Consider the following 25,183-nt stretch of genomic DNA (forward strand, 5'->3'; position numbering starts at 1 on the left):
CTTGGTGTAAGGAGTGTTACGGAATAAAAAAGTTGACAGTATATATAAAATACCGCCAACTTGTGTGAATATAGTTAATAAGCTAAAAAGGAGTATGTGAAATCCTATTTTTAGCATTAAAATAAAGTGTCAAACTTCCAAGTTAACCCAGCCATAGCTTGAAAACCTTGTACTCCAAAATTGGTATAACGTTGATAGCTATTATTTAGCACGTTTTTAAGATTTAAGAATACAGAAAAATCATCATGAAATTGATATCCTCCGTTAAAGTTAATATCTATATAACTTTTTAGGTCTATTGGAGTGTAAGGTGTTGCAGCCGGACCGTCATATTGCACTCCTTTTCTGGCTCCGGTAAAAAAGAAATTAGCCCCAGCATACCATTTTTCTACTTTATAGGTTCCAAAAATTTCTCCTTTAATTTTAGGCGTGTTCCAAGCATATTCACTATTGGTTAATGTAAATTGATTTACTTCAATATTAGCCCCTACGGTTAAATCTTTTATTCCCTCAAAAGCAACTTCACCAAATATAGATACACGTTTAATATCGTCATAAATAACTCTAAAAGAGTTTCCGTATTCATAACCAAATAAAATAAAAGCATTGCTACCTGTAGTTCTGTTACCGTCAGATTTAGAGTAATTTAAATTGAAGAAAGGCTGGTCTTCAATATTAGCATAACTTCCTTTAAGGTTATAACTAAATTGTTGTCCCATTTTACCACGAACTCCTGCAAAGGCATTATATTTCTCGTTAGTTTGTAATACGTTTAATGTTGGAGATACAAACGGGTTGTCATCACTAAAGTTTTTAAAACTATTATTGTGTAATTCTCCTGTGGCTCCTACGTATACATTGGCAAAATCTTTTACTATTGGGTATGATAATTCAATATCCGGATATACGAAAAATTGATTAGCATTGTTTTCTATATCTAAAGAAAAATACACTTTTCCTCCTAATTTAACAGCTAAATCTTTTATATCAAACTTATACGTTGGATGAAGACCTGCGGTAAAAAAGCTGTAGTTTACTTTGTTTTGATCTTCATATGATTTGTCAAATTTTCCGCCTATGTAATTAAGAGAAGTATGTAATGATAAGTCATTTAAATTTCTATTGATTTGATCTAGAGGAAATTTAAAATCAGTTCCTAAATTAATAGAAAACTCAGCACTGCTAAAGGAGTCAGAGAAAAAAGAAAGCGAACCGTTAGCTTTGTCGATATACGATTCATCAAAATCAATAGATCCGAATAGGTTATAATACCCGTAAGTTTGATCTTCTTCTATGGCATCAATAACTCGGTCTGTAAAATTAATATTACTTGGTAACCCGTACCAATTGTACTTATTTCGTTCTAAATTAAGACCTGCTTCCCAAGTAAAATAACGTTCTATTTGTTGATGTGTAATATCTAAATCTAAATTATAATAGGTACTACTCAATCTGGTGTTTTGAACAGGATCTAACGACATAATGAATCGGGCATAGGCTCCTAATTCACTATCATGACTCATGCTTCGTCTAAAGTATCCTTCTACAAAAGGCGTTACTGTATTACCAAATCCGGCCGATAGGTAATTGGCATATAAACGCTCACGCTTACCTAAGTTAATCTTTTTTAAAGTACCACTTTTAGGAATAAAAGTCGACGCTACAGGAACCGAAAAAATTTGATAATCTAATTTTTTCTTTTCAGTTTCCTTCGTGTGTGTAATAACTGGTTTTTGTTTTATTTTAAAAGCATCAGTAATTTTAGGTACATATGAGGTAACTACCTTAACTACTTCTGTTTTTATAGTATCATTAGCTTTTGTTGTTTTTTCTTGAGCATTTACAATAGTTATTGTAAACATAACAAGTAACCATACGTGCTTTTTCATTGATTTCAAGTATTTAGCTTTAAGTTGTAACAAATTTTAGTTTTGTTTAGTTACTGATTCGTTGGTTTTTGCTTCTTTATTTTTTATCGTATTCAATTCGTTTTGAGCTTCTTCAACTATATCTTTGAATTGAGTAAAGTTTTTAATAATGTTTTCTAAGATATACGTTGCCTGATATGCATCTTTAAGAGCATAATAGTTTTTAGCCATAATTATATAACTCTTAACTCCCCAATACTTATAGTTTGAGTAGTTAGCAATTAAATCTTGTACAGCTTTGTTAGAGTCTTCATAGGCTTTTTGGTCATTTAAAAAGAAAGCATTGTAATATAAACACTCAGCTTTTAGCTCTCCAGTAGCATTTTTATTTAACTCAAAATAATATTCTTCGGCGGTTTCGTAATTATTATTTTTAAATGAGGCTCTAGCTATAATAATTTTAGCATCTTCGCTCACTATCTTGTCTACTTTACCGTTACTTAATACTTTTTCAGCATAAGAAATTGCTTTTTCATATTCATCGTTATTATAGTATCCTTTCATTAAATTACTTTGAGCGAAAGTGATATTTTGCGGATAGTTGGCTTCTTTTTCTAATTGCTCAAGTATGGCTATACCATTTTTCCAATCCTCTTTATCTAAATAAATTTGAGCCAGTTTAGCTAACGCTTCCTCGGTAAATTCATTTTTGGTTTGTTGGGTTACGTATGCGTAATGCGGAGCTGCTTCAGCACTGTTCCCTATTTTATTTAATGACTGAGCTAAGTAAAAATGAGCTTTAAGTGTATTTAATCCGTTAGAAAAACGTTGCAAGTAGTTTGAAAAACCTGCAATAGCTTTGCTGGTATCATTATCTAAAAACTTGTTTTCTGCTGATTGATACGTAGCATTGTCAAGTTCGGCATTGGATACATTTACAAACTTTACAGTTTTTACCCAAGTAGCATATTCATCAACTTTACCTATATCAATGTAAACATTTTTAACATTGGTAACAGCTTGTTTAGCTTCAGAAGAGTTAGGGTATTTTTCCACTACAGCTTTGTATTTTTCTAAAGCTTTTTTGTTGTTGTTATTGTTGTAATACAGTAATCCTTGGCGTAATAGTACATTAGGAATATAACTGCTTTTTGGGTGTTTAGTTATAATACGATCATAAGCAGCTTGTGCTTTCGCAACTTCTCCTTTGGTAGTATAAGTGGTAGCTAATTGATATAGCGCATCATCTTTTAATTGAGAGCCTTCGTATCCATTTGAAATTTTTCTCAGACTTTCAATTTTGTCATCATTCTTTCCTAGGAAACCGTAACTCATACCTGTTTGGTACTGCGCATAATCAGCCCCTATACCTTCTTGTTGAATAACTCGGCCATAGGCAGCAATAGCGTTGTCGTATTGTTTGGTTGCATAAAAAGCATCTCCTAAACGATTTGCAGCATCATCATTAAGCTCGTTATCTTCAAGATTTTTATCTAAGTATTTCTGAAAATGTTTTGCAGCATCATCATACTTTTTCAGTTTAAAGAACGTATATGCTATATTATAATCTAGCTGATTAAATTCTTCGTTAGTAACATCAGTAACTAATAAAAAGTGCGTTAAAGCTTTGTCATAACTACCCGTTAAATATTCAGTTTCAGCTAACCAATAATTAGCCTTATTAACTGTATCAGTATTCTCCGCTTTTGTAGCATTAAAAAAGTAAGGTTTGGCTTCCTGTAATTTTTGTTCATTAAATAATTGAATACCTCTGTATAGCGAAACTTCATTAGCTAGTTTTTCGTTTTCAGGAGTTTTATTGGTATTCAAATATTCCAAAGCTCCAATATAATCTTGTTGATATAAATAAGAGGTAATAAGTAATTCCTTTATTTCTGTTGTTTCAGGTGAAAGCGGATATTTAGCTAAATATTCTTTTAATACCTCAGGAACACTTTTGTACGGGTTACCTTGCTCATAACTTAATTTAGCATAGTTTAACCAAGAACTAGCCGTGATTTGAGAATCAAAATCCATTTCACTGGCATTTTTAAAAGCATTTAAAGCTTCTACTTTTTTATCTAACTCTAAATAACATTCTCCTAAATGGTAATAAGCATTTTGAGCAACCGTATTGGTTCCGTTAATAATTTTATTAAAATTACTAATAGCTGTTTCATAATCTTTTTGTTGATAATAAGCATATCCTAAATAATAGTAATCGGTATTAGTCCATCTACCGCTTTTACCTTTGTAGGCTTTTAAATAAGGAATAGCTTTGTCATACTGCTTTAGGTTGAAATAACTTTCTCCGATAATTTTTGAAATTTGAGATATTTCATTTTTATCCGTTGTGTTTTCTAACAATTTCTCACCTATCTGAACCGATTTGTCAAAACGTCCCGCTTTAAAACTAATGTCTAAAATATAGTAATTAGCCTTAGATTGATACGTAGCATCATCAGCAAGTTGACTTAAATTGTCTTCTGCTTCACCAAAGTTTTCTTGTTTGTATGCAATGTATCCATAATAATATCGGGCATCATTACCATATACCGGATTTCCTAATAGTGTTTTAAAACGAGTTTTAGCGTCTTTTAAGTAATTTGATACTAAAAGACAGTAACCCATTTTATAGTTTAATTCATCTTTTTCTTCCTGTTTAAGTAATTTATCATTTACTTTTTGGTACCAACGTAGTGCATGTGCAGCCTTGCGGTTAGCAAAATAATAATTACCTACATTAAGAAAAGCATTATCTTTTTTGTTGTTATACGGGTGATTGGCAACAAAATTTAATACTTTTTCATTAGCATCATCTTGTTCAAGTTTAATAGCACACATGGCATCATAGTAATCGGCATCTGCTTTTAAGGTCTTATGTGGCTGTGATTCTTCAGATGTTTTAATAAACAATTTTTGAGCTGCCGCATACGATTTATTATTATAAAGTTCTATAGCCTTGTAATAATCAGAACTATTACTTACATTTAGCGCTGTTTTTTGCGCAACAGAATTACTAATACATGCTAATAAAAGCAAAAAGAAAACTTTCTTTTTTAAACAATTAAATCTCATAATTTTTAGTTATCTAGAAACTATAACGTCTGTTTTTTGTTTTTGTTGGAGGGATAAACATCAAAAGTAATAAATGTTGTAGAATTACGTAATAAAATTTTAGTTTTGTAGAAAACAAATCTTATATATGAGCACACCTGTTTTACATCTTGAAAAAGCGGATATTTACCAAGGAGACAATTTAGTATTATCAAAAGTAGATTTTACTCTTAATCAAGGAGATTTTTATTACTTAATAGGAAAAACAGGAAGTGGAAAAAGTAGCTTGCTTAAAACGTTGTATGGTGATTTACGTTTACAAAGAGGTTTAGGAAGTATCGTGGGGTTTGACTTAAAGAAAATGAAAGAAAAAGAAATTCCGTTTTTACGAAGAAAACTGGGAATTGTTTTTCAAGATTTTAAATTATTGAATGATCGTAATGTCTTTGAAAATTTAGAATTTGTATTGAAGGCTACCGGATGGAAAAATAAAGCTAATATGAAAGATAAAATTCATGAAGTTTTGGATAAGGTAGGTATGAAGGAGAAATACTACAAGAAAACCTTTGAACTTTCTGGAGGAGAACAACAGCGTGTAGCGATTGCGAGAGCACTTTTAAATGATCCGGAATTGATATTGGCAGATGAGCCTACTGGAAATTTAGACCCTAAAACCTCGTTGGAAGTAATGGAGCTTTTAAATGAAATTCATCAAAGTGGTAAAACTATTTTAATGGCTACTCACGACTATCAGTTAATTGTAAAGTTTAAACAAAGTACAGTTAAGTGTGAAGGAGGGGAGTTGTTTGAAGTAGTGCAACAAACAATTTAAAATGCTGTCGGTGTTAATTCCAACGTATAATTGGAATGCGTTGCAATTAGTATATAAGCTACAAAAACAGTTAGAAAAAGAAAACTGTATTTATGAAATTATAGTTCTGGATGATGCTTCTAAGTCGGAGCTAACTATATGTAATCAAGAAATTAATAAAATTCCCAACTGTTTTTTTGATGAATTACCCGTAAATATGGGTAGAAGTAAAATAAGAAACATGTTAGCCCAAAGAGCTAACTACGATTGGTTGTTGTTTTTAGATGCAGATGTAGATCCTGTTAATGAAAAATTTATCAGTAGATACCTTTCGGAAATAAATAAAAAAAGAAAAGTTGTTGTAGGAGGAATAGCTTATAGTAAGTATGAAGGGAGTGGAAGTCTTCGTTGGAAGCAAGGGAAACAAAGTGAAGAAAAAAGGATTGAAGAACGAATAAAACTTCCATATAAATATTTTTTTACAGGAAATTTTTTGATTGAAAAAGAAACTTTCTACCAGATATATTTTGATGAAACTATTAGAGAATATGGTTATGAAGACTTAGTTTTTTCTAAGCAATTAGAAAAACATAATATACAAGTTTGGCAAATATTGAATGAAGTTTACCATTTAGGTATTGATAAGAATGCAGCGTTTATAAGTAAAACTAAGGAAGCTTTACAAAATTTAGTTTTACTTATTAAAGAAAAAAAGCTAACCGTGAAAGATGTTAAAATAATGCAGGTATATAGAAAAATACAGTTTTTGAAATTACCTTTTATATTGCATTTTTTTGCTGAGTATTTTGAAAAAAGAGCAGGAAAAAAATCATCTTTGTTTTACTACCAATTATTTAGATTAGCCTATTTACACAAGATTATTAAAAATATGCTGTAAAATTAATGTTTCTTTTTCCCAAACAAGTTCTTCTTTGGCTTTCTTTAATGCTAAAGAAAAGTTTGAGTTAAGTACTGTGTTAATTTTTTTAGCCAATTCTTCCGGAGTTCTTATTGATAAAACGTCACCTATTTGATATTCATTGACTATCGTTTTCATTTCCGGTAAATCCGACACAATAACAGGAACTTCAGCCTGAATATAATCGAATAACTTATTTGGTAAACAATATCTATAACTTAACCCCAGATCTTCTTCTAAGCTAAATCCAACATCAGCTAAAGGAGTTATTTTTTTTAGTTTTTCGGGAGGTAGGTTTCCTAAAAAATGTACGTGCCCGTGTAGGTTTTGACTGGCAACTTTTTGTTGAAGTTTTTCAAAAATGTCTCCTTTTCCTGCTATTATTAGTAAGCAGTTTTCTAAAAGAGGCATGGTATCAATAATAAGTTCTAAACCTCTACCAATATTAATGGCTCCTTGATAAAGAAGTATTTTTTTACTTGTATGCTGAAAAGGAAGTTCACCTACAGAAATATTATTCAAGCTTACCGGAACATTTCTAATAACTTTAAAATTTACACGATATTTATTTTGATAAAAATCAGCAATACTATTACTAACGGTATAACAGTTTTTTATTTTAGGAAGTAAAAATTCTTCTAAGCTTTCCCATATTTTTTTTACTTGTGGACGTTCTACGAGTTCCGGTATCTCCGGAAATAATTCATGACTGTCATATACCAGTTTTTTATTCTGAAGTTTACTCACTAAAAAATTAGGAAGTAAAGTGTCTAAGTCATTCGATAAAAGAATGTCTTTTTTTGAGCATATTAAAAAGAAAAAAAGTCTGAGGTTGAACTCTGCATAAAATAAAAAACCCTTATTAAAAAAAAGCTTAAACCTTTTGGTGTCGTATTTTCTTTGAAGAGGTAGGCTGGAAGGAAGTTTTCTGCCAATTAAAAGAATGGCATAATCCATTTCCAAAAGAGCATTGCAAACTTTAGCTACTCGTTGGTCTGTTGTTATGTCATTAGTTACAGATATGATAATTCTTTTCACCTATTTAAAATAACCGGGTTTATACCTAATGCTACTTTGAATTCTTTTAACAGTCATGGTAAAATATTAAAAGAATAATTAAGGGAGGAAAGATATAAAAAACAAAACCCACTTCTAAAAAGAAGTGGGAAAATTGCTATGAAAAACTATGAAAAAGAAACATAGGCTATGTTTCTTATTGTAATAGACGACACATCTTTAAAAAACTTACACTAAAAAGACAAGTTTAACATATTTTAATAAAAAAACCTGATAAACAATTGTTTATCAGGTTTTGTGTTGATTTTTTTTAGTAAAAAACTTAGAAAGTTAAAGCTTCATTGTTTTTCTTAACATCAGCAGCAGAATCTTCTAAAGCTTGTTTTTCAGCTGCATCTAAGTTGATTTCAACTATTTTTTCAATACCGTTTTTGCCTAATACTACAGGAACTCCGATACATAAATCTGATAAACCGTATTCACCTTCTAATAAAGCAGAACAAGGGTAGATTTTCTTTTGGTCACAAGCAATAGCTTGTACTAAACCAGAAACAGCAGCACCTGGTGCATACCAAGCAGAAGTTCCTAATAAAGCTGTTAAAGTAGCTCCACCAACTTTAGTATCTTCTTTAACTTGCTCTAATCTGTCAGCAGCTAAAAACTCAGTTACAGGAACAGAATTTCTGGTAGCTAAACGAGTTAACGGAACCATTCCTTTATCAGAATGTCCACCTATAACCATACCATCAACATCAGAAATAGGAGCTTCTAAAGCTTCAGCTAAACGATATTTAAAACGAGCTGAATCTAAAGCACCTCCCATACCAATAATTCTGTTTTTTGGTAATCCGGTAGCTTTGTGTACTAAATAGGTCATAGTATCCATAGGGTTAGATACTACAATGATAATTGTGTTTGGAGAATGCTCAATTAAACTAGAAGCAACAGATTTTACAATACCTGCATTAATTCCTAATAATTCATCACGAGTCATTCCTGGTTTACGGGCAATTCCAGAAGTAATTACACAAACATCTGAACCAGCAGTTTTGCTATAATCTCCTGTAGTACCTGTAATTTTAGTGTCAAAACCATTTAATGAAGCAGTTTGCATTAAATCCATAGCTTTACCTTCAGCAAAACCTTCTTTAATATCTACTAAAACAACTTCAGAAGCAAAATCTTTAATAGCAATGTACTCAGCGCAACTTGCACCTACAGCACCTGCTCCAACAACCGTTACTTTCATTTTATATATTATTTTTTTATTGAATAATTATTAATAAGATGCACAAAAATAGCGATTTGCTAATGGATATAAAACAAAAGACCACCTAAATTTAGGTGGTCTTTTGTTTTATTAATTATAACTGAAAATCATTAGTTGATTTTCTTTTCTAAAGAAGATTTTTTTTGAGGGTTTATCTATTTCGTATTTAGGTTCATTGACCCCAAATTCAAAACTTTCTATTAAATCTCCGGTATCTTTATTGATTTGTAATAATATTTTTTTGCCATCTTTCTTCGTGTAAAAGAAGGCGCTATTTTTAGTAGCCTTGAAAGCACTAAATCTTTCTGGAGTATATAAAAAGTTACTTATTTCTTCATAAGTTTCTCCGTTTTTAGATATATAAGCAGCATCTTTTGCATTTTGATCGTTTACAATATTAGCAGATGAAGATACATTAACCACAGTATTTCCCTTTGAGTCTGTAGAAGTATATACTTTTGCGCTAGCCATTGCTAATGCGGCGCTTCCAAAGTTTTTTAATTTCCTAAAACCTTCCCCAGGTGTTTCAAAATATTCTTGTTTAATTAAGTTTCCTGATAAATCTGTAATGATATATTCCCAGTTACTATTAATAAAGTATTTGTTTTCTCTTATTTCAATTGAGTTTATTTTTTTATGATCATTAAAATCAATCTTCTTCATTTGGTCATCACCTAAACCTTTGTCAGGGTTTAAGATGTATAACTTTTTTCCTTTCAATAAAATTAAAGAATTGTTTATTTCATCATAGGCCATTTTATCTTCTTTTTCATCTATTGAAATTTTATAGGCACGTTTTTCTTGATCATTTTTAAAATACTCTATTCTTGTTGGAGTTAGGAACAAATTTCCTTCTTTATAGGTAAACACTGTAAAGTCTTCATCATCATCTACTTCAAAATCTACATTTTTAATAACCTTTTCTGGTTTTTTCCAAATTTTCTTACCTGTATTATCTACTAAATGTTTTTTGTTTTTATAGTAAACAAGATAGCCTTCATCGGTTTTTTCAACGCTTTTTACCTTATTCTTTTTAAACTCTTTTTTCCAAACTTCCTCACCATTATGATAGTCATAAAGCATAGCTCCGTCTTTATGAATTACAAAAAGTTTACCATCTATAAATTGATAGTCAACAAAACCTTCTTCTAATTTAATTGGTCTCTTCCATACTTCTTCACCGGAGTTTGTGTCAAAAGCTAAAAGTTCTTTTCCAATTACTTTTTTACCAATTAAAGATAGTCCCATTGTAAAACCGGCTTTGATAGCTCCTCCAATTAAAGAACTACTTTTGTTTTCAACAGCAATTAAACTTTTTCCATCTTCAGTAAAAAAAAGTTTTCCAGCATCGTATTTTTTTGATAAAATGATATTTCCGTCTAGTTTATTTACCAAGAAAATAGTTTTACCTGCTACAAATGCAATTTTTTCATTATTTTGGATAAAATCTGTAAGACCTCCAAATCCCATGAAACCTTCTAGTTTTTTGTTTGAAGTTATCTCAGATTCCCATAAAATACTATTGTTTTCAAGGCTGGTTAGAAATAGTTTGGCTTTATTGTTTGCTGTTTTAGCAAAGAATAATATGCTTTTTTTGTTAGGAATCAGTTTGTTGTCAATAATAGAAGTATAACTGTTAGTTTTATCATCTATAATCTTTTGACCATTTTTAATATTGAATATAGTTTGATTAAATTTTCCGAATGGAGAAAATGGTATTTCACTGAATGAAGATTCATTTCCTTGACCTAAAGAGTTAAGATTTGCTAATAAACCTGATTCATTAAATTCCCATATTTTTTGTCCAGTTTGACCATCAATTCCGTAAACAGCTCCTTGAGTTGTAACTACAGGAATACCGGTAAGTCTATGAAGATTAATGTCTGTAATTTTACTGTCTAAAGTAATTGTGTGTTCTGGTTGTTTTTGGCTAAATGCTAAAAACGAGACCATGTAAAATAAAAGGAGAAATTTTGCTTTCATAAATTTTGTTTTGATTTTTTGAACTTGAAAGCAAAAATATAAAAGAAAACCTCACAATATTGGTTGTGAGGTTTTTATAATAAGTTTAAATAAAAATAACAAATACTATCTGAAGCTAAAAGCAATACCTGCATTTAATGTATTGTATTCTTGAACCGTATAACTTCCGAAAAGTTTGAAAAAGCCTAAGCTTAAACGAGCTCCTATAGTAGCATTAAAACCACCTGCATCAAAATTTAAGTTTAAAGGATCAGTTATTGTTCTTTGATTTATTGAAGCATTATACGAAATGGTATATGTTCCTAACATTTTTAAGGTTGAGTTTCCTGAATTATAACCAACACCTCCGTAAATATTAAAAACAGGGAAATTTAATGAAGCTAACGCCTGAAAAGTGTATGAATTTAATCTTAGTTTAGCAGCAGAATCCGGAGAAATAGCTATGTTGTCATTAGGATCATCATCATTTATTTGATAGTTAACATTCATATTGGTGTAAGCTGCTAAAAGTGAAACATGAAGCGGTGTTTTTCCTAAAGGTCCAAACCAATCTGTAATTTCTTTTTTCAACCCAAAACCAAATAAATCACCTTTTACATCTTCAGAACCTACTTTAGGTACAAAGCGTAAACTAGCTTCAAATTGCCAAGGAAGCCCTAAGCTAGCTTGAATTGTAGGTGAAGGTATAGCATTTAAAGGTAAGCTTTCTTTAATACCTCCGGGCATATTAAAAGTACCGGTATACGTAATTCCGTTTTCTTGAAAAGTAACAGTCGCTAAGCTTCCGTCGTTTTCAGAACCGGCAACTGTTGCTGAGGTTAAATGCCCAGGAGGACGACCAGGTTGAGTAATAGAGTTTAAGTTTGTAACTGAAAACATTTCATCTTTTGAAGGAACCATTGAAGCGTTTACAGCAATAGAAATATCAAAACCAAACTTTTTATGAACCTTAGCTGTATGATACCAACTATTATTCATGCCATATATAAGTCCTTTCATGGCAGGATTCATATAGGCCTGTGTTAAGGTATTGGCATCTTGTAGGTTTGAAAATAAAATACCTTCAGGACCATTTTGGGCATACAAGCCTGTAAAACTTAATAAAAGAATGAAAAGAGAAAGTTTTTTCATGGGTATATTGTTTTATTTGAATATAAAAATATAAAAAATAAACGGAAGTATGGGGTATAAAAAAAGCCTCGTTAAAAAACGAGGCTCAATGTATTTTGTAGACTATGCGTCAATATTGGCATATTTAGCATTCTTTTCAATGAAATCTCTACGAGGCGGTACATCATCTCCCATTAGCATAGAGAAGATTCGATCAGCTTCTGTTAGGTTATCAATAGTTACTTGTCGTAAGGTTCTGAATTCAGGATTCATAGTTGTATCCCATAATTGTTCAGCGTTCATCTCTCCAAGACCCTTATAACGTTGAATGGTAACTCCACCACCCATTTTTTGAGCAATTAAATCACGTTGATTATCATCCCAAGCATATTCTTTCTTTTGTCCTTTTTTAACTAAATATAAAGGAGGAGTAGCAATGTAAATGTATCCTTGTTCAACCATTTCACGCATGAAACGGAAAAAGAATGTTAAGATTAAGGTAGCAATGTGAGAGCCATCTACATCGGCATCACACATAATAACCACTTTATGATAACGTAATTTAGTTAAGTTTAATCCTCTTGGATCTTCTTCTGTACCAATGGTAACCCCTAATGCGGTAAACATGTTTTTGATCTCTTCGTTTTCAAAAACTTTATGTTGCATTGCTTTCTCAACATTTAAGATTTTTCCTCGAAGTGGTAAAATAGCTTGGAAGTTTCTGTCACGCCCTTGTTTTGCAGTTCCACCCGCAGAGTCTCCCTCAACTAAGAATATTTCACATGCAGCCGGATCCGTTTCAGAACAATCTGATAATTTCCCGGGAAGTCCACCAATACTCATTACCGTTTTACGTTGCACCATTTCACGTGCTTTACGTGCTGCATGACGAGCTTGCGCGGCTAAAATTACTTTCTGAACAATAGTTTTAGCATCATTAGGATTCTCTTCTAAATAGTCAGTTAACATTTCAGAAACAGCTTGAGAAACGGCTGAAGTAACTTCACGGTTACCTAATTTAGTTTTGGTTTGTCCTTCAAACTGAGGTTCTGCAACTTTTACAGAAACAATGGCAGTTAATCCTTCACGGAAATCATCTCCTGAAATTTCAAATTTTACATTTTTAAGCAATCCGGAATCATCAGCATATTTTTTCAGCGTGTTGGTTAATCCTCTACGGAATCCTGATAAGTGAGTTCCTCCTTCATGAGTATTAATGTTATTTACATAGGAATGAAGGTTTTCAGAGTATGAAGTATTGTATACCATAGCTACTTCAACAGGAATACCGCTTTTTTCACCTTCCATAGCAATTACACCTGCTGTTAATTGCTCACGAGTGCTATCTAAATATTTTACAAATTCAGATAACCCTTCAGTACTATGGAATGTTTCATAAATATAATTTCCTTCATCATCTGTATTACGTTTATCAGTTAAGGTAATAGTAATTCCCTTATTTAAAAACGATAACTCACGCATACGAGTTGCTAACGTGTCATAGTTGTATTCAGTAGTTTGTTGAAATATAGATTTGTCCGGTAAAAAAGTAACTTCAGTTCCGGTAGTATCAGTTTCTCCGATTGTTTTTACAGGATACTGTGTTTTACCTCTTTCATACTCTTGTTGCCAAATTTTACCATCTCTATATACGGTAGCTTTTAAATGATCAGAAAGTGCGTTAACACAAGACACCCCAACTCCGTGTAATCCTCCGGATACCTTGTAAGAATCTTTATCAAATTTACCTCCGGCACCAATTTTAGTCATTACTACTTCTAAGGCAGAGACTCCTTCTTTTTTATGGATATCTACCGGAATACCACGACCGTTATCACGAACCGTTATAGAGTTATCTTCATTAATATCTACAGAGATAGTATCACAATGTCCTGCTAAAGCTTCATCAATAGAGTTGTCAACAACTTCGTAAACCAAGTGGTGTAATCCACGAACTCCAACATCACCAATATACATTGAAGGACGCATACGCACGTGCTCCATTCCTTCCAGTGCCTGAATATTATCAGCAGAATAATTTTGCTTTTTTTCTTCGCTCATATAATTGAGTTTTGTTTCTGTTTTCTAATTATATATAAGTTGTAAGGAGCAGACAAAAAGAATTACAGAAAAAAGAGTAGTTCTTTTCTATAAAATAGTCTGTGTCCCCCAAAAAAATAACCGCGATAAGCGATTATCTGAATTACAAATTTACATTTTTTTAACCTTAAAATAAAGTTTTTAAGAGAGTTTGTTAATAAAAAAGAATAAAACAGTAAAAACTTATAAAGCTCTTAGAAGGCTTAAAAAGCACTTTAAAATTAAACTTGAAGATGAAAATAGTTTTTTTAAAATGTCAAAAAGCTAAAAGTTGCTTAGAAGTAAGAAATCGATGTTTTTATAACGTGAGTATTCTACAAACTTATACATAATTAATCGAAAAAATATTTTTGCTTTTATTCATTTTAGGAAAGAGGAGTTGTACTGTTGTTTAAAAAGCAACGGGTGTATATCAAAATAATGTAATTAAAGTTGTTTTAAATGTTAAAAAATAATAAAATATACATTAATTTATTGTTTTTGATGTTTGTTTTATTGCTAATTTAACTTTTTTAACAGTTTATATTTAAATTTTTGTATGTTTGAAAGAATGAATATAAATTAACATTTAAAAATTTAAAAAAATGAAAACCCCCCGATTTTTATTGAAAACCTTATTGGTTTCATTATTGGTAGTAAGTTGTAATAGTTCTGATGAACTAAATACACAGTCAGATGTTTCTGAACAAATTGAGTTAAACTCGGTAAATAAGGAGGAGATAACTCTTAAGTTTATTGACTTAATGCAAAATAAAAAATTTAAAGAAACTACACTTGGTTTATTAAAAAATCAAAAGCCTAGTGTAATTATGTCAGAAATTTTAGAAAAAACAGCTGAGTTTGTAAATGGTCAAGAGTCGTTTAAGAGTTTAGTTAAAAAAACAAGTGCTCTAGAAAAGAAAGCGAACTCAAAAGAAGCTCCTGATAAGATTGAAATTGTTGAAGTTTGGATGAGCAACCCGAAAAACAACCTTGATTTTTCTAACGTGCTGTTTTCTTTTGCTCCTAAAGGAGATGAAAAAACTTGGTCTACAATTAAGGCGTATACATTAGATAAGAAAGCAGTGTACTTAGATGCTAAAGAAGCTCCAAACCAACCTGTGATTGTAATTGAAACAGATGGGTTTGAAACGCTAAAAAGAGAGGTATCATACATGAATCAATATCTTAGAGAGTTAGGGGTTCAAAACATGAGATTTAACGATTCAAAATTAGATTTAAGAGCAACTTCCTCTAGAAATGCCGGTTTAGAAACTACTAAGCTAGATAAAATCAGATTAAATGATGATGAAGAGCCTTGGATAAGCGGAGCAGCAGAAGTTTATGCGGTTACTTCAGGTATTAAAGATGGAAATAACAATCCTGAAATTAAAGTAATACCTATGTATTATTTAGATTATGAGGATACAGATTATTATCCAAATCAAATATTATTATTCTGGGATGATTATCAATATCAAGCAGCAAATATTCAGTTATTTGAAAAAGATGATAATGTAAATTACAAAGATTTGGTATCGGCTATTGTTAATGGAGTTTTTCAAATTATCGGAACAGTTTCTACGCAACCTTGGGTTAATGTTTTAGGACAGGTAGCAGGAGCTATTATTCAAGCAATGCCAGATAGTTGGTACACGAATAATGATGATTACGTAGATTCTTTTTATACAATAGAAAAAAATAAGAGTTACACTAATTATTATGGAGCTAGAGGAAATGCTAAAGTGAATATGTCTCCTTATTATGTAGCTTCAAATTAATTTAATTTGAATAGATAGTTGAAACTGATAAGAACCTCGTTTTTGAACGAGGTTCTTATTCTTAAAAACACCAATTAATAAAAGGTAAATTTCTCTTATTGTTTTTATTCCATAGTCCTATTTGAATGCCTTTGAGAGATGAGGAACTGTTAAAAAGACCAATTTGAATTCCATGCACATCACTAGCGTAATTAAGAACGCCTAATTGCGTTCCTCTGATGGAGAAAGGTTTTTTAGTGTTATTGTTTTGAATACCAATCTGAACTCCTTTTGCTAAAGAGGCAAGATTGAAGGCTCCTAATTGAACTCCGTTTAACTTCTTTGCGTAATTGCCAAGAATTCCACCACTAATACCATTTATAGTATAGCAATTATTTCCTAAAATACTTAAAGCTGCACCATTTTGCTTTTCAATAATATTTCCTATTCCGGAAATTGCTATTCCGTTCATTTTTATAAAGTGTTGACCAATAAAAGCTCCAGAGACACCGTTGACCAATATTTCAGATGTAGAACCGGAGGATAAATTAACTCCATAAACAATTTCAGAGGGTTCAAAATTTAACTCGTTTTCATGTTCTTCATCACTGGTTGATAAAGGAGATTTAGGAATTAATGGAAGGAGTACACCAAGTCCCGGTATTTCTAACCGAATGCCATAAGTTCTGGTTAATGTTGAGTCATTAAAAACGGTTTTAGGAAGTATTCCAAAAGATATTCCTACAATATCAGTGTTTTTAGAGTGTGTAGTCCATAGCGGGGTCCTTAATTTTCTTTGTTGAGCTATTATTACTCCAAAGCTTAGTGATAAGAATAGTAAAAGTATATTTTTCATGATTCAAAAATTTATTGACGACTAAATTATTGTGATTAATTATAGTTGAAATGTGTAATTCACTATGTTTGATGAATAGTTTTGTAATTATCGCAATAAAAACTATCTTTGAATATGTTTCAAAAAGTATTGTTAGAGCGGATTAAGAGGGAATTAAGAGGAGGGTCTCTTAATGAAGAAGTAGCTAAAGTACTAGATATAAGTTACGATGCAGCCCATAGAAGAGTACGTCATAAAAGTAAAATTTCTATAGATGAAGCCATTTTGTTAGCTAAGCATTTTAATTTTTCATTAGATTCATTGTATGGGGAAGCTGTGAGTGGTTATGTTTCAGTAGAAAAAACAATGTCAATTAAAAATGAAGAGGATTTAAAGCTATATTTTGATACTTCTTATGAGTTGTTGGCGGGGACTGCAAAAGATAAAAGCTTTCAATTGTATTATTCTGCTAAGGATATTCCTTTGTTTTACTTAATTGATGGAACTTTATTGAGTAGGTTTAAAATGTATGTTTGGTTGAAGTTATTGTGTAAAGAGTATAGAAACATTCACTTTGAAAACTTTCATCCAAAATTATCAACCATACAATCAGGTAAGCGATTGGGGGATCTTTATAGGTTTTTAAATGTATCTGAAATATGGGATACCACTACCATAAACAGTACCTTAAAGCAAATTCAATTTTATTATGAGGCAGGACAAGTGCCAAATGATATGGCAGTAGATCTTTGTAAGGAATTAAAAAAGCTTCTGAATAAAATTTCTAAAAAAGTATTAAAAAATGAAGGTTTTAGTCTTTATTATAACGAGTTATTATTAATGAATAATAATGTATTGGCGTTTAATGAGGAACAGCAACTCTTGTTTGTTCCTAATTCCATGTTGTCTTATTTTAAAACAAATGATAAAGACACTTGTATGGAGGCTAAAATATACTTAGATAATCAAATTAGACATTCTAAACTGCTAAACACTTCCGGGGAAAAAGAACAAAATATATTTTATTATAAAATGATGCAAAAGATTAATGCTTTGATGAGTTTAATAAAAGCGAGTGGTATTTTAGATTATGAATAAAGAAAAACCTCGCATTAGCGAGGTTTTTTTACACAACTAAAAATTTAAAAGAAACTATATTAATAAGCATCTTCATGTACAGCTTTTATCGCTCTACCTGAAGGTTCGTTTTGGTTTCTAAAGCTTTCATCCCAAGCTAAGGCTGTAGGAGTGCTACAGGCAATTGAGGGTACTGAAGGAACAGTTAAAGCAGCGGCATCACTAGGGAAGTGCTCTTCAAATATTGAACGATAGTAGTATTCTTCTTTGGCTCTTGGTGTTTGAATAGGAAAACGATGTGCTGCATTTTCCATCATTTCATCTGTAACAGCAGTTTCAACTACCTTTTTTAAGGTGTCAATCCAGCTATAACCAACTCCGTCAGAAAACTGTTCTTTTTGTCTCCAAGCCACACTTTCAGGTAAATAGCTCTCAAAAGCTTTGCGTAATACCCATTTTTCCATACGTTCACCGTTAATCATTTTATCTTCAGGGTTTATACGCATGGCTATATCCATAAACTCTTTGTCTAAAAACGGAACACGCCCTTCAATTCCCCATGCCATCAAACTTTTGTTAGCACGTAAACAATCATATTGATAAAGTTTTTCTAGTTTACGAACGTTTTCTTTATGGAATTCTTCAGCATTAGGAGCTTTGTGGAAATATAAATAACCACCAAAAATTTCATCTGCTCCTTCACCGGAAAGCACCATTTTAATTCCCATTGATTTAATAACACGAGCCATTAAGTACATAGGAGTAGAAGCTCTTACGGTTGTGATGTCATAGGTTTCTAAGTTGTAAATAACATCTTTAATAGCATCTAGTCCTTCCTGAATGGTAAAGGTAATTTCATGATGGATTGTTCCAATGTGTTCAGATACTTTTTGAGCGGCAGCTAAATCGGGGGAGCCTTCTAATCCAATAGAAAAAGAATGTAATTGAGGGTACCAAGCATCATCTTTATCGCCAGACTCTACTCGTTTAGAGGCATATTTTTTAGCGATGGCAGAAGTAATAGAAGAGTCTAATCCTCCTGAAAGTAAAACTCCGTAAGGAACATCACTCATTAATTGTCTGTGTACAGCGGCTTCTAATGCTTCGCGTAATTCTTCAATACTTGTTTCATTGTCTCTTACAGCATCAAATTCCATCCAATCACGAGTGTACCAACGTTGTAATCCACCTTCTCTGGTATAATAATATCCCGGAGGAAAAACTTCAATTTTATTACAGTATCCTTCTAAAGCTTTTAATTCAGAAGCTACATAAAAAGTTCCTTTTTTGTCCCATCCTATATATAAAGGAATAATTCCCATATGATCACGAGCAATTAAATATTCATCAGTAGCAGTGTCATAAACCGCAAATCCGAAAATTCCATTTAAGTCATCTAAAAAATGTTCACCTTTTTCTTTGTATAAAGCTAAAATAACTTCACAATCAGATTGCGTTAAAAACTCATGGTCTTCATTTAATGTAGCTCTGATTTCTTTGTGGTTGTATATTTCACCGTTAGCTGCTAAAACAAATCTTCTGTCTTTGCTAAATAAAGGTTGTTGTCCTGAAGTAGGATCAACAATAGCTAAACGTTCGTGAGCCATAATGGTTTTATTATCGCTATAAATACCACTCCAGTCCGGGCCACGGTGTCTGATTTTTTTTGCCATTTCTAAAATCCTTGGTCGTAAAATTTCAGATTTTTCTTTTAAGTCAAATGCACATACAATTCCACACATAATCTTTTATTTATTTTTATTTCTTAGTTATAAATGATAACTCAAAAATTGTTTTAAGTTTTAAATGATGATGCAAACAACGGTATAAACTTTATTTTTTTAAATATAAAATGATATTTTGGTTTTAAAAATAAATTATAAAATGTTTTTTTGTTTCAAATTGTTATGTGTTTTGAAATTATGTGTGCTTTTTTTGTGAATTTATAGGTTATTTTTTGAAAAACTGTTAGATTTTATTCTGATTGATGAGAAACCGATATATAAAAGATGGTTTTTACTATATTCGACATTCGAATTTTTAATTTATATGCGTTTAACTTTCAATATTTTACTTGTATTTTTTGTAGTGATTTCAGCAAATGGAATGAGTTTGCAGAAGGTTCAAAACGATACCATTAAAAAATATATTGATGATATTCGTTTTCTCATTGAAAATAAAGAACAGCTTAAAGAAGAATTTTTAGATGTAAACTATTTACTAAGAAAGAACGAAAATTCAGAAGGTATTGAAAAAGTAGAAGTTTTATTGAAACTGTATTCTGCCTATGTGTTTAGATCTGAACAAGAGGCTAAAAGATACAATGATGAAGCTTGTGAATTAGCAGAGAAAATACATTATCAAAAAGGGAAGTTAAAAGCAGCTTATAACAGAGCTTATATGCTTTTTGTAAAAGGAAACTTTGAAGATTCTTTTAAAAAAGTAGAAGAATTAGGTAGTCACGTTAGTTATGCTGAATATCCTGAAATAAAAGCAGATGTTGATAAACTAAAGTCATATATTTATACAGAAAGAGGAGAGTATGATTTAGCTTTAGAATTAGGTTTGAAATCTTTAGATATAGCTGAAAAGAGTAAAAATGATCATCTTTTTATGAGAGCTTATGCGTCTTTATCTCATTATTATTTAAGAAAATGTAATTATAAAAAAGCACTTAATTTTTGTTTAAAAGGATTTCATTATATATTAAAATTAAAAAAGGCTTATTATATCTATCCTAAGTTAGATGAAATGGCTCGAATGTCTGCAAAACTTAATGATATTGAAGGGGCTTTATATATTTATGACTTTTTTCTTGAGGTAGAAAAAAAAATCCCTCCGGCCGGAAGTTATATACAAAGTGTCGTGTATATGAATATTGCCGATATTTTAATGGCTACCGATCAATTTCAAAAAGCTCAAAATTACTTAGTGCAATCGTTACAAATGATTGATGAGTATCATTATAATTTTAGAGCCCCAAGAGCGCTTGTATTATTAGGTGAATTATACTTAAAGAAAAAAGATACTTTAAATGCTATTGTAGCTTATGAGAAAAGTTTAGACGCAGCAGAAAAAATCAATGCTTTTGATGTCGTAAAATCAAACAGCGCATTATTGGTGACTTTATGTAAAAGAACAAAAAACTTATCAAAAGCATATGAGTATGAAACCTTGTATAAGGTTATTAATGATTCTCTTTTTAGTAATGAAAAAAAACAGAAGATTGCCATTTTAGAAGCAAGACAACAAATAAAAGAGGTAACACAAAAAAAGAAGCTTTTAGAGTATCAAAATAAAATACAAAAAGCAGAAATAAGAACTATATGGGTGGTGTTTGTTTTTAGTTTATTATTTGGAATTTTTATAGTTTGTGTATATATAAAAACGAAACAGAAGAATAAATTTTTATATAAAAAAACACTTGAGCTTGCAGAAGTGCAGTTAAAAATGCGAACAAAAATTGATTTTCTTGAAAAAGAAGGAGGTAAAGAAGAAATAAATAAAAAAGAGCCAATTGCAAAAGTTATTGATGACGATGTGAAAGATGTTATTTTATTACGACTGCAAAAATTAGAAAAAGAACTGTTTTTTATCAATTCTAAATGTTGTTTAAGTGGTGTTGCAGAGCAATTGAAAACAAACCCGAAATATCTATCTCAAGTAATTAATCAAGAAAAAAAGACCAATTTTAATAATTATATTAACGATTTAAGAATTAATTATTTGTTAACCAGGTTGATTGAAGATGAGGAGTTTAGAGATAATAAGTTAAGTTATATTGCTATTTCTGTGGGGTTTAATAACTTAAATACGTTTAACACTGCTTTTAAGAAACGACAGGGGATTTTACCTTCATATTTTATTAATGAACTTATTCAGGATAAAAATTAAAAAGTATTGAAGAGAGTTGGTTTTATAGTAGTTTGTCTTGGTTGATCTAGCTCTTTAAGAGTATTCAAAAACGCATACATTTCGTTGAATAGCCTCAGAATTAATTATTAAATTTGGAGATAGGTTTATCGAAGAAGAATAAAAAAATTGACACATTTTATTGAATACTCCCCAAATATGAGGCGCTGATAGTACGGCATGCTCCGTTAACATCACGGCACGGGACTTTGATACCACGGCACGCTCCGTTAACATCACGGCACGGGTCTTTGATACCACGGCGCGGTACTTTGCTATCACGGCATGCTCCTTTAATGCCACGGCGCGGGTCTTTGCTATTACGGCATAGGACTTTAACATCACGGTACGGGTCTTTATTGTTACGGTATACCCCTTATAAAATTATATTTAATAGTAAGTAAAAGACCCCACAGGTTTTTTTAAGTTTTGTGAGGTCTATATAATACATAGCCGAAATAGTAAGTTGTAAATGCTATAAGATTGATTCGTCTCTTAATTTACACCGTTTTTTTCGTGTTATTTTTCTGAATAAAAATAGTTATCGGGTATTTTTTCTCTTGTAGCGTTGGGCTTTTTCCAATACACCTCTAAGCCTATATTATCAGAGCATTGAAAATACTTAACTTCAAATTTATGAAGTCCTTTGGCTAAGATGATGTCATTTTTTTGGGTAAAGCTAAATGATTTTCTTCCGTCGCTTTCAAAAAGCTCCTTACCGTCAATTAGTAGCTGAGCCCCATCATTTGCGGCAATTTCAAAATTATAGAGCCCGCTTTCAGGAATGTCAATATATCCGGTAAAATCTAGTCCAATCCATTCGTCTCTCAATTTAGGTTCAAGACTAATATTTGAAATATGACCCGATTTGGTTGGGGGTACAGTTGAAAAATCGTAAACAGACCTAAAAATACCTTCATAATATGCGTAGTGAAGCCCTGTAATTAGGTCGTTTTTAGTAAGTTCATAAGTTGGTGTTTGTTTGGTAACTTGTATGGAGGTAGTATAACTAGGAAGTGCGCTTTTTGAGAATGCTTTTACTTTAAACAAAGTACTTTCTGTAATCACAAAAGGTTTGGTAAATTGATTACTTGATTTTGTAGGTTCTGTGCCATCAGTGGTGTAATAAATATCCGTATTTTCTTGGTCGCAAGAAAAAGTAACTTCAAATGAAGTTAGAAAATTTTTCTGATCTGTACCTAAATAAGGAATAGAGGTAATATTGATCGTGTTAGATAAAGGTCTGAATTTAGGATCTTTTCCCCATTCCTTGTTTGGGGTGTTGCTCATTTCAAAAACAAGATTACCTCCTTTTAAAATAGTTTCATGACTAATGTAGCTATAAGGATATGGTTTGCCATTAAGTGTTACCGAATGAATGTATTTGTTTTCTTTTGATAGATTAGTTGCTGTTATGGTGAAGCTATTTCCGTTATCAAGGTGCAAGGTGGCTTTTTCCAAAGCAGGACTGCTTAAAACATAATAAGGACTACCCGGGGTTACCGAGTAAAAGCCTAAACTACTTAATACATACCAAGCAGACATTTGCCCGGCATCATCATTACCGCATAAACCGTCTGCATCAGAACTGTATAGTTTTGATAAAATTTGATGCGTTTTTGCTTGAGTTTTCCATGGCTTTCCAATAAAATTATAGAGGTAAGCGATGTGGTGACTGGGTTCGTTACCATGTGCATATTGCCCAATTAAACCGGATACATCTGAATCTTCAGATTCTTGTTCGGCGTGTGCAGCAAATAAATTATCCAGCCAGTTGTCAAACTCATTTTCTCCTCCAACTAATGTTACCATCGTAGCAATGTCATGAGGAACAAATAAACTGTATTGGTATGAATTACCTTCTGTAAAATTAAAATTGTAGGTTTTTCCAACAGATGAAGGGTCGAAATCTTTATACCATTCACGATTAGAAAAACGAGGGCGCATAAACTTAGTTTCAGGGTCAAATAGATTGGTGAAAAAACGAGCTCTTTTTGAAAATTCGTCATATACTTTTTCATTGCCAATTGCTTTTGCCATTTGAGCAATGCACCAATCATCATATGCGTATTCTAATGTTTTAGATACAGATTGACTGCTTTTGTTAGCAGGCACAAAACCGAGTTCCGTATAATAATTAATTCCTCGCTTAGATACATTGGCACTCGCTACCATTGCTTCTAATAGCAGATTTGCATCGACATTTGTAATTCCTTTTAGGTAGGCATCAGCTATTACAGAAGCTCCGTGGTAACCGATCATACAGCGTGTATCGTTTGCAGCGAGTTCCCACATGGGAATTTCTCCAAACTGTTCGTATTTTTTTCCGAGGGTAACCATAATGTCTCTGGTAACCTTCGGTTCTAAAATGGTTAGTAAAGGATGTAAACCACGAAACGTATCCCATAAAGAAAATACAGTATAGTTGTTGAAATCTTTTGCAGTGTGAATTTTATCGTCCATGCCTCTGTACCTACCATCTACATCGCTATAGAGGTTAGGAGTAAGTAAGCTATGGTATAGTGCTGTGTAAAAAATAGTTTTCTTGTCTTCATTAGTATCAGTAACGTCAATTTTGTTTAATGAATTATTCCAGATTTTTACTGCATTTTGTTTCGTTTTTTCAAAGTCCCAGTTAGCAAATTCTGCATTCAAATTTTTCTGAGCGTTTTCAGTACTTACGGCAGATAGGGCTACTTGAGAAATAATAGTATCTTCTGAAGCGTCAAAATTAAAAGAGGCAATAATCTTTTTACCGGAGAATTCGGAGCCTTGGTTTAAGGTGTCATTTTCTTGAAGTACAGTGTATGATGTAAATGGTTTAGAAAATTTAGCAGCAAAATACTGTCGTTGATTGCCTGCCCAAGCTTTTGAACGTCTGTACCCAACAATTTCTGTGTTACTTATAATTTTCAATTCAGATTCTATGATTGGATCTCTGTGCTCTAAATCGACAATAATATGAGATTCTGATGTTTTTGGGTAAGTGTATTTATGAACGCCTGTTCTAAGTGTGGTTGTTAATTCGGCTTTGATATTGTAATCATCTAAAAGCACGCTATAATAACCTGGAAAAGCTTCTTCATTTTTATGCTGAAACATAGAGCGATATCCGGTAGATGAATCGTTAACCGTTCCGGGGTTGAGCTGAATTTTTCCGGTAGTAGGCATCAAAAGAATGTCGCCCAAATCAGGAACTCCGGTTCCGGACAAGTGCGTGTGAGTAAATCCTATAATCGAGGTATCAGTATAATCATAACCGGCACAAGCAGGCCAACTGGTGTAGTCGTTTCTGGTATCAGGTCCTAATTGTACCATTCCAAAAGGAAGCGTAGGGCCGGGGTAGGTGTGTCCCGGAGATTTGGTACCTATAAACACGTCTACATAGTGTATAGGCGATTTTTTAGTAGTAGAAGTGCAGCTTATAAGTAGAGTTATCTTAATAAGAAAAACTATTTTTTTCATTTGTTTGTATTGTGATTTTT

At 31.7% G+C, this 25,183-nt stretch carries 15 protein-coding genes; 5 read left to right on the forward strand and 10 right to left on the reverse strand.

Going from position 1 to position 25,183, the window contains the following annotated elements; all coding sequences use genetic code 11:
• Positions 1–116: 116 nt before the first annotated feature.
• Both ACQY1Q_RS03640 and ACQY1Q_RS03645 read right to left on the reverse strand, forming a co-directional pair.
• Positions 117–1,889, reverse strand: coding sequence for a hypothetical protein (locus ACQY1Q_RS03640; protein WP_431003929.1), 1,773 nt, complete (start codon positions 1,887–1,889; stop codon positions 117–119).
• 36 nt (positions 1,890–1,925) lie between these two features.
• A complete protein-coding gene (locus ACQY1Q_RS03645; protein ID WP_431003930.1) occupies positions 1,926–4,946 on the reverse strand; it encodes a tetratricopeptide repeat protein in 3,021 nt (1,006 codons plus the stop codon).
• A 127-nt stretch (positions 4,947–5,073) separates the two neighbouring features.
• Between ACQY1Q_RS03645 and ACQY1Q_RS03650 the strand changes: the two genes are divergently transcribed.
• Positions 5,074–5,757, forward strand: a complete 684-nt coding sequence (locus ACQY1Q_RS03650) for a cell division ATP-binding protein FtsE (RefSeq protein WP_431003931.1) — start codon at positions 5,074–5,076, stop codon at positions 5,755–5,757.
• Between the two features lies 1 nt (position 5,758).
• The gene (locus ACQY1Q_RS03655; RefSeq protein ID WP_431003932.1) at positions 5,759–6,634 is read left to right on the forward strand and encodes a glycosyltransferase family 2 protein; all 876 of its coding nucleotides are present in this window, start codon (positions 5,759–5,761) and stop codon (positions 6,632–6,634) included.
• On the opposite strand, the gene ACQY1Q_RS03660 is transcribed toward ACQY1Q_RS03655, so the two are convergent.
• From ACQY1Q_RS03660 to gyrB, 5 genes are all read right to left on the reverse strand, one after another.
• Entirely contained in the window at positions 6,605–7,693 is a 1,089-nt protein-coding gene (locus tag ACQY1Q_RS03660) for a glycosyltransferase (protein WP_431003933.1), read from the reverse strand. The genes ACQY1Q_RS03655 and ACQY1Q_RS03660 overlap by 30 nt on opposite strands.
• Positions 7,694–7,994: 301 nt before the next feature.
• Positions 7,995–8,921 carry a malate dehydrogenase gene (mdh, locus tag ACQY1Q_RS03665; protein ID WP_431003934.1) on the reverse strand — a complete coding sequence of 309 codons (927 nt, stop codon included), beginning with the start codon at positions 8,919–8,921 and terminating at the stop codon, positions 7,995–7,997.
• A 111-nt stretch (positions 8,922–9,032) separates the two neighbouring features.
• Complete coding sequence (locus tag ACQY1Q_RS03670) at positions 9,033–10,925, reverse strand: PQQ-binding-like beta-propeller repeat protein (protein ID WP_431003935.1); 1,893 nt, start codon at positions 10,923–10,925, stop codon at positions 9,033–9,035.
• 105 nt (positions 10,926–11,030) lie between these two features.
• Positions 11,031–12,056, reverse strand: coding sequence for a DUF6588 family protein (locus ACQY1Q_RS03675; RefSeq protein ID WP_431003936.1), 1,026 nt, complete (start codon positions 12,054–12,056; stop codon positions 11,031–11,033).
• Between the two features lie 102 nt (positions 12,057–12,158).
• Positions 12,159–14,096 carry a DNA topoisomerase (ATP-hydrolyzing) subunit B gene (gyrB, locus tag ACQY1Q_RS03680; RefSeq protein ID WP_431003937.1) on the reverse strand — a complete coding sequence of 646 codons (1,938 nt, stop codon included), beginning with the start codon at positions 14,094–14,096 and terminating at the stop codon, positions 12,159–12,161.
• Positions 14,097–14,719: 623 nt separating this feature from the next.
• Between gyrB and ACQY1Q_RS03685 the strand changes: the two genes are divergently transcribed.
• Entirely contained in the window at positions 14,720–15,895 is a 1,176-nt protein-coding gene (locus tag ACQY1Q_RS03685; protein WP_431003938.1) for a DUF3103 family protein, read from the forward strand.
• A 61-nt stretch (positions 15,896–15,956) separates the two neighbouring features.
• On the opposite strand, the gene ACQY1Q_RS03690 is transcribed toward ACQY1Q_RS03685, so the two are convergent.
• Positions 15,957–16,730, reverse strand: coding sequence for an LA_2272 family surface repeat-containing protein (locus ACQY1Q_RS03690; RefSeq protein ID WP_431003939.1), 774 nt, complete (start codon positions 16,728–16,730; stop codon positions 15,957–15,959).
• Between the two features lie 114 nt (positions 16,731–16,844).
• On the opposite strand from ACQY1Q_RS03690, the gene ACQY1Q_RS03695 reads away from it, so the two are divergent.
• Entirely contained in the window at positions 16,845–17,807 is a 963-nt protein-coding gene (locus ACQY1Q_RS03695; protein WP_431003940.1) for a helix-turn-helix domain-containing protein, read from the forward strand.
• A gap of 59 nt (positions 17,808–17,866) precedes the next feature.
• Here ACQY1Q_RS03695 and asnB read toward each other — a convergent pair whose 3' ends face one another.
• Positions 17,867–19,528, reverse strand: a complete 1,662-nt coding sequence (asnB, locus tag ACQY1Q_RS03700; RefSeq protein ID WP_431003941.1) for an asparagine synthase B — start codon at positions 19,526–19,528, stop codon at positions 17,867–17,869.
• Positions 19,529–19,892: 364 nt separating this feature from the next.
• Between asnB and ACQY1Q_RS03705 the strand changes: the two genes are divergently transcribed.
• On the forward strand, positions 19,893–21,680 hold the full coding sequence (locus ACQY1Q_RS03705) for a tetratricopeptide repeat protein (protein ID WP_431003942.1): 1,788 nt from the start codon (positions 19,893–19,895) through the stop codon (positions 21,678–21,680).
• A 537-nt stretch (positions 21,681–22,217) separates the two neighbouring features.
• Here the strand turns inward: ACQY1Q_RS03705 and ACQY1Q_RS03710 are convergent.
• A complete protein-coding gene (locus tag ACQY1Q_RS03710; protein ID WP_431003943.1) occupies positions 22,218–25,163 on the reverse strand; it encodes a GH92 family glycosyl hydrolase in 2,946 nt (981 codons plus the stop codon).
• Positions 25,164–25,183: the final 20 nt, after the last annotated feature.

Source organism: Tenacibaculum sp. TC6, assembly GCF_050606265.1.
GTDB lineage: Bacteria > Bacteroidota > Bacteroidia > Flavobacteriales > Flavobacteriaceae > Polaribacter.

Excerpts from the sequence above, each read along its gene's own strand:
- asnB (WP_431003941.1), bottom strand. The coding sequence starts at position 19,528 with ATGTGTGGAATTGTATGTGCATTTGACTTAAAAGAAAAATCTGAAATT.
- ACQY1Q_RS03695 (WP_431003940.1), top strand. The coding sequence starts at position 16,845 with ATGTTTCAAAAAGTATTGTTAGAGCGGATTAAGAGGGAATTAAGAGGA.
- gyrB (WP_431003937.1), bottom strand. The coding sequence starts at position 14,096 with ATGAGCGAAGAAAAAAAGCAAAATTATTCTGCTGATAATATTCAGGCA.
- ACQY1Q_RS03690 (WP_431003939.1), bottom strand. The coding sequence starts at position 16,730 with ATGAAAAATATACTTTTACTATTCTTATCACTAAGCTTTGGAGTAATA.
- ACQY1Q_RS03710 (WP_431003943.1), bottom strand. The coding sequence starts at position 25,163 with ATGAAAAAAATAGTTTTTCTTATTAAGATAACTCTACTTATAAGCTGC.
- ACQY1Q_RS03705 (WP_431003942.1), top strand. The coding sequence starts at position 19,893 with ATGAGTTTGCAGAAGGTTCAAAACGATACCATTAAAAAATATATTGAT.
- ACQY1Q_RS03685 (WP_431003938.1), top strand. The coding sequence starts at position 14,720 with ATGAAAACCCCCCGATTTTTATTGAAAACCTTATTGGTTTCATTATTG.
- ACQY1Q_RS03650 (WP_431003931.1), top strand. The coding sequence starts at position 5,074 with ATGAGCACACCTGTTTTACATCTTGAAAAAGCGGATATTTACCAAGGA.
- mdh (WP_431003934.1), bottom strand. The coding sequence starts at position 8,921 with ATGAAAGTAACGGTTGTTGGAGCAGGTGCTGTAGGTGCAAGTTGCGCT.
- ACQY1Q_RS03675 (WP_431003936.1), bottom strand. The coding sequence starts at position 12,056 with ATGAAAAAACTTTCTCTTTTCATTCTTTTATTAAGTTTTACAGGCTTG.
- ACQY1Q_RS03640 (WP_431003929.1), bottom strand. The coding sequence starts at position 1,889 with ATGAAAAAGCACGTATGGTTACTTGTTATGTTTACAATAACTATTGTA.
- ACQY1Q_RS03655 (WP_431003932.1), top strand. The coding sequence starts at position 5,759 with ATGCTGTCGGTGTTAATTCCAACGTATAATTGGAATGCGTTGCAATTA.
- ACQY1Q_RS03670 (WP_431003935.1), bottom strand. The coding sequence starts at position 10,925 with ATGAAAGCAAAATTTCTCCTTTTATTTTACATGGTCTCGTTTTTAGCA.
- ACQY1Q_RS03645 (WP_431003930.1), bottom strand. The coding sequence starts at position 4,946 with ATGAGATTTAATTGTTTAAAAAAGAAAGTTTTCTTTTTGCTTTTATTA.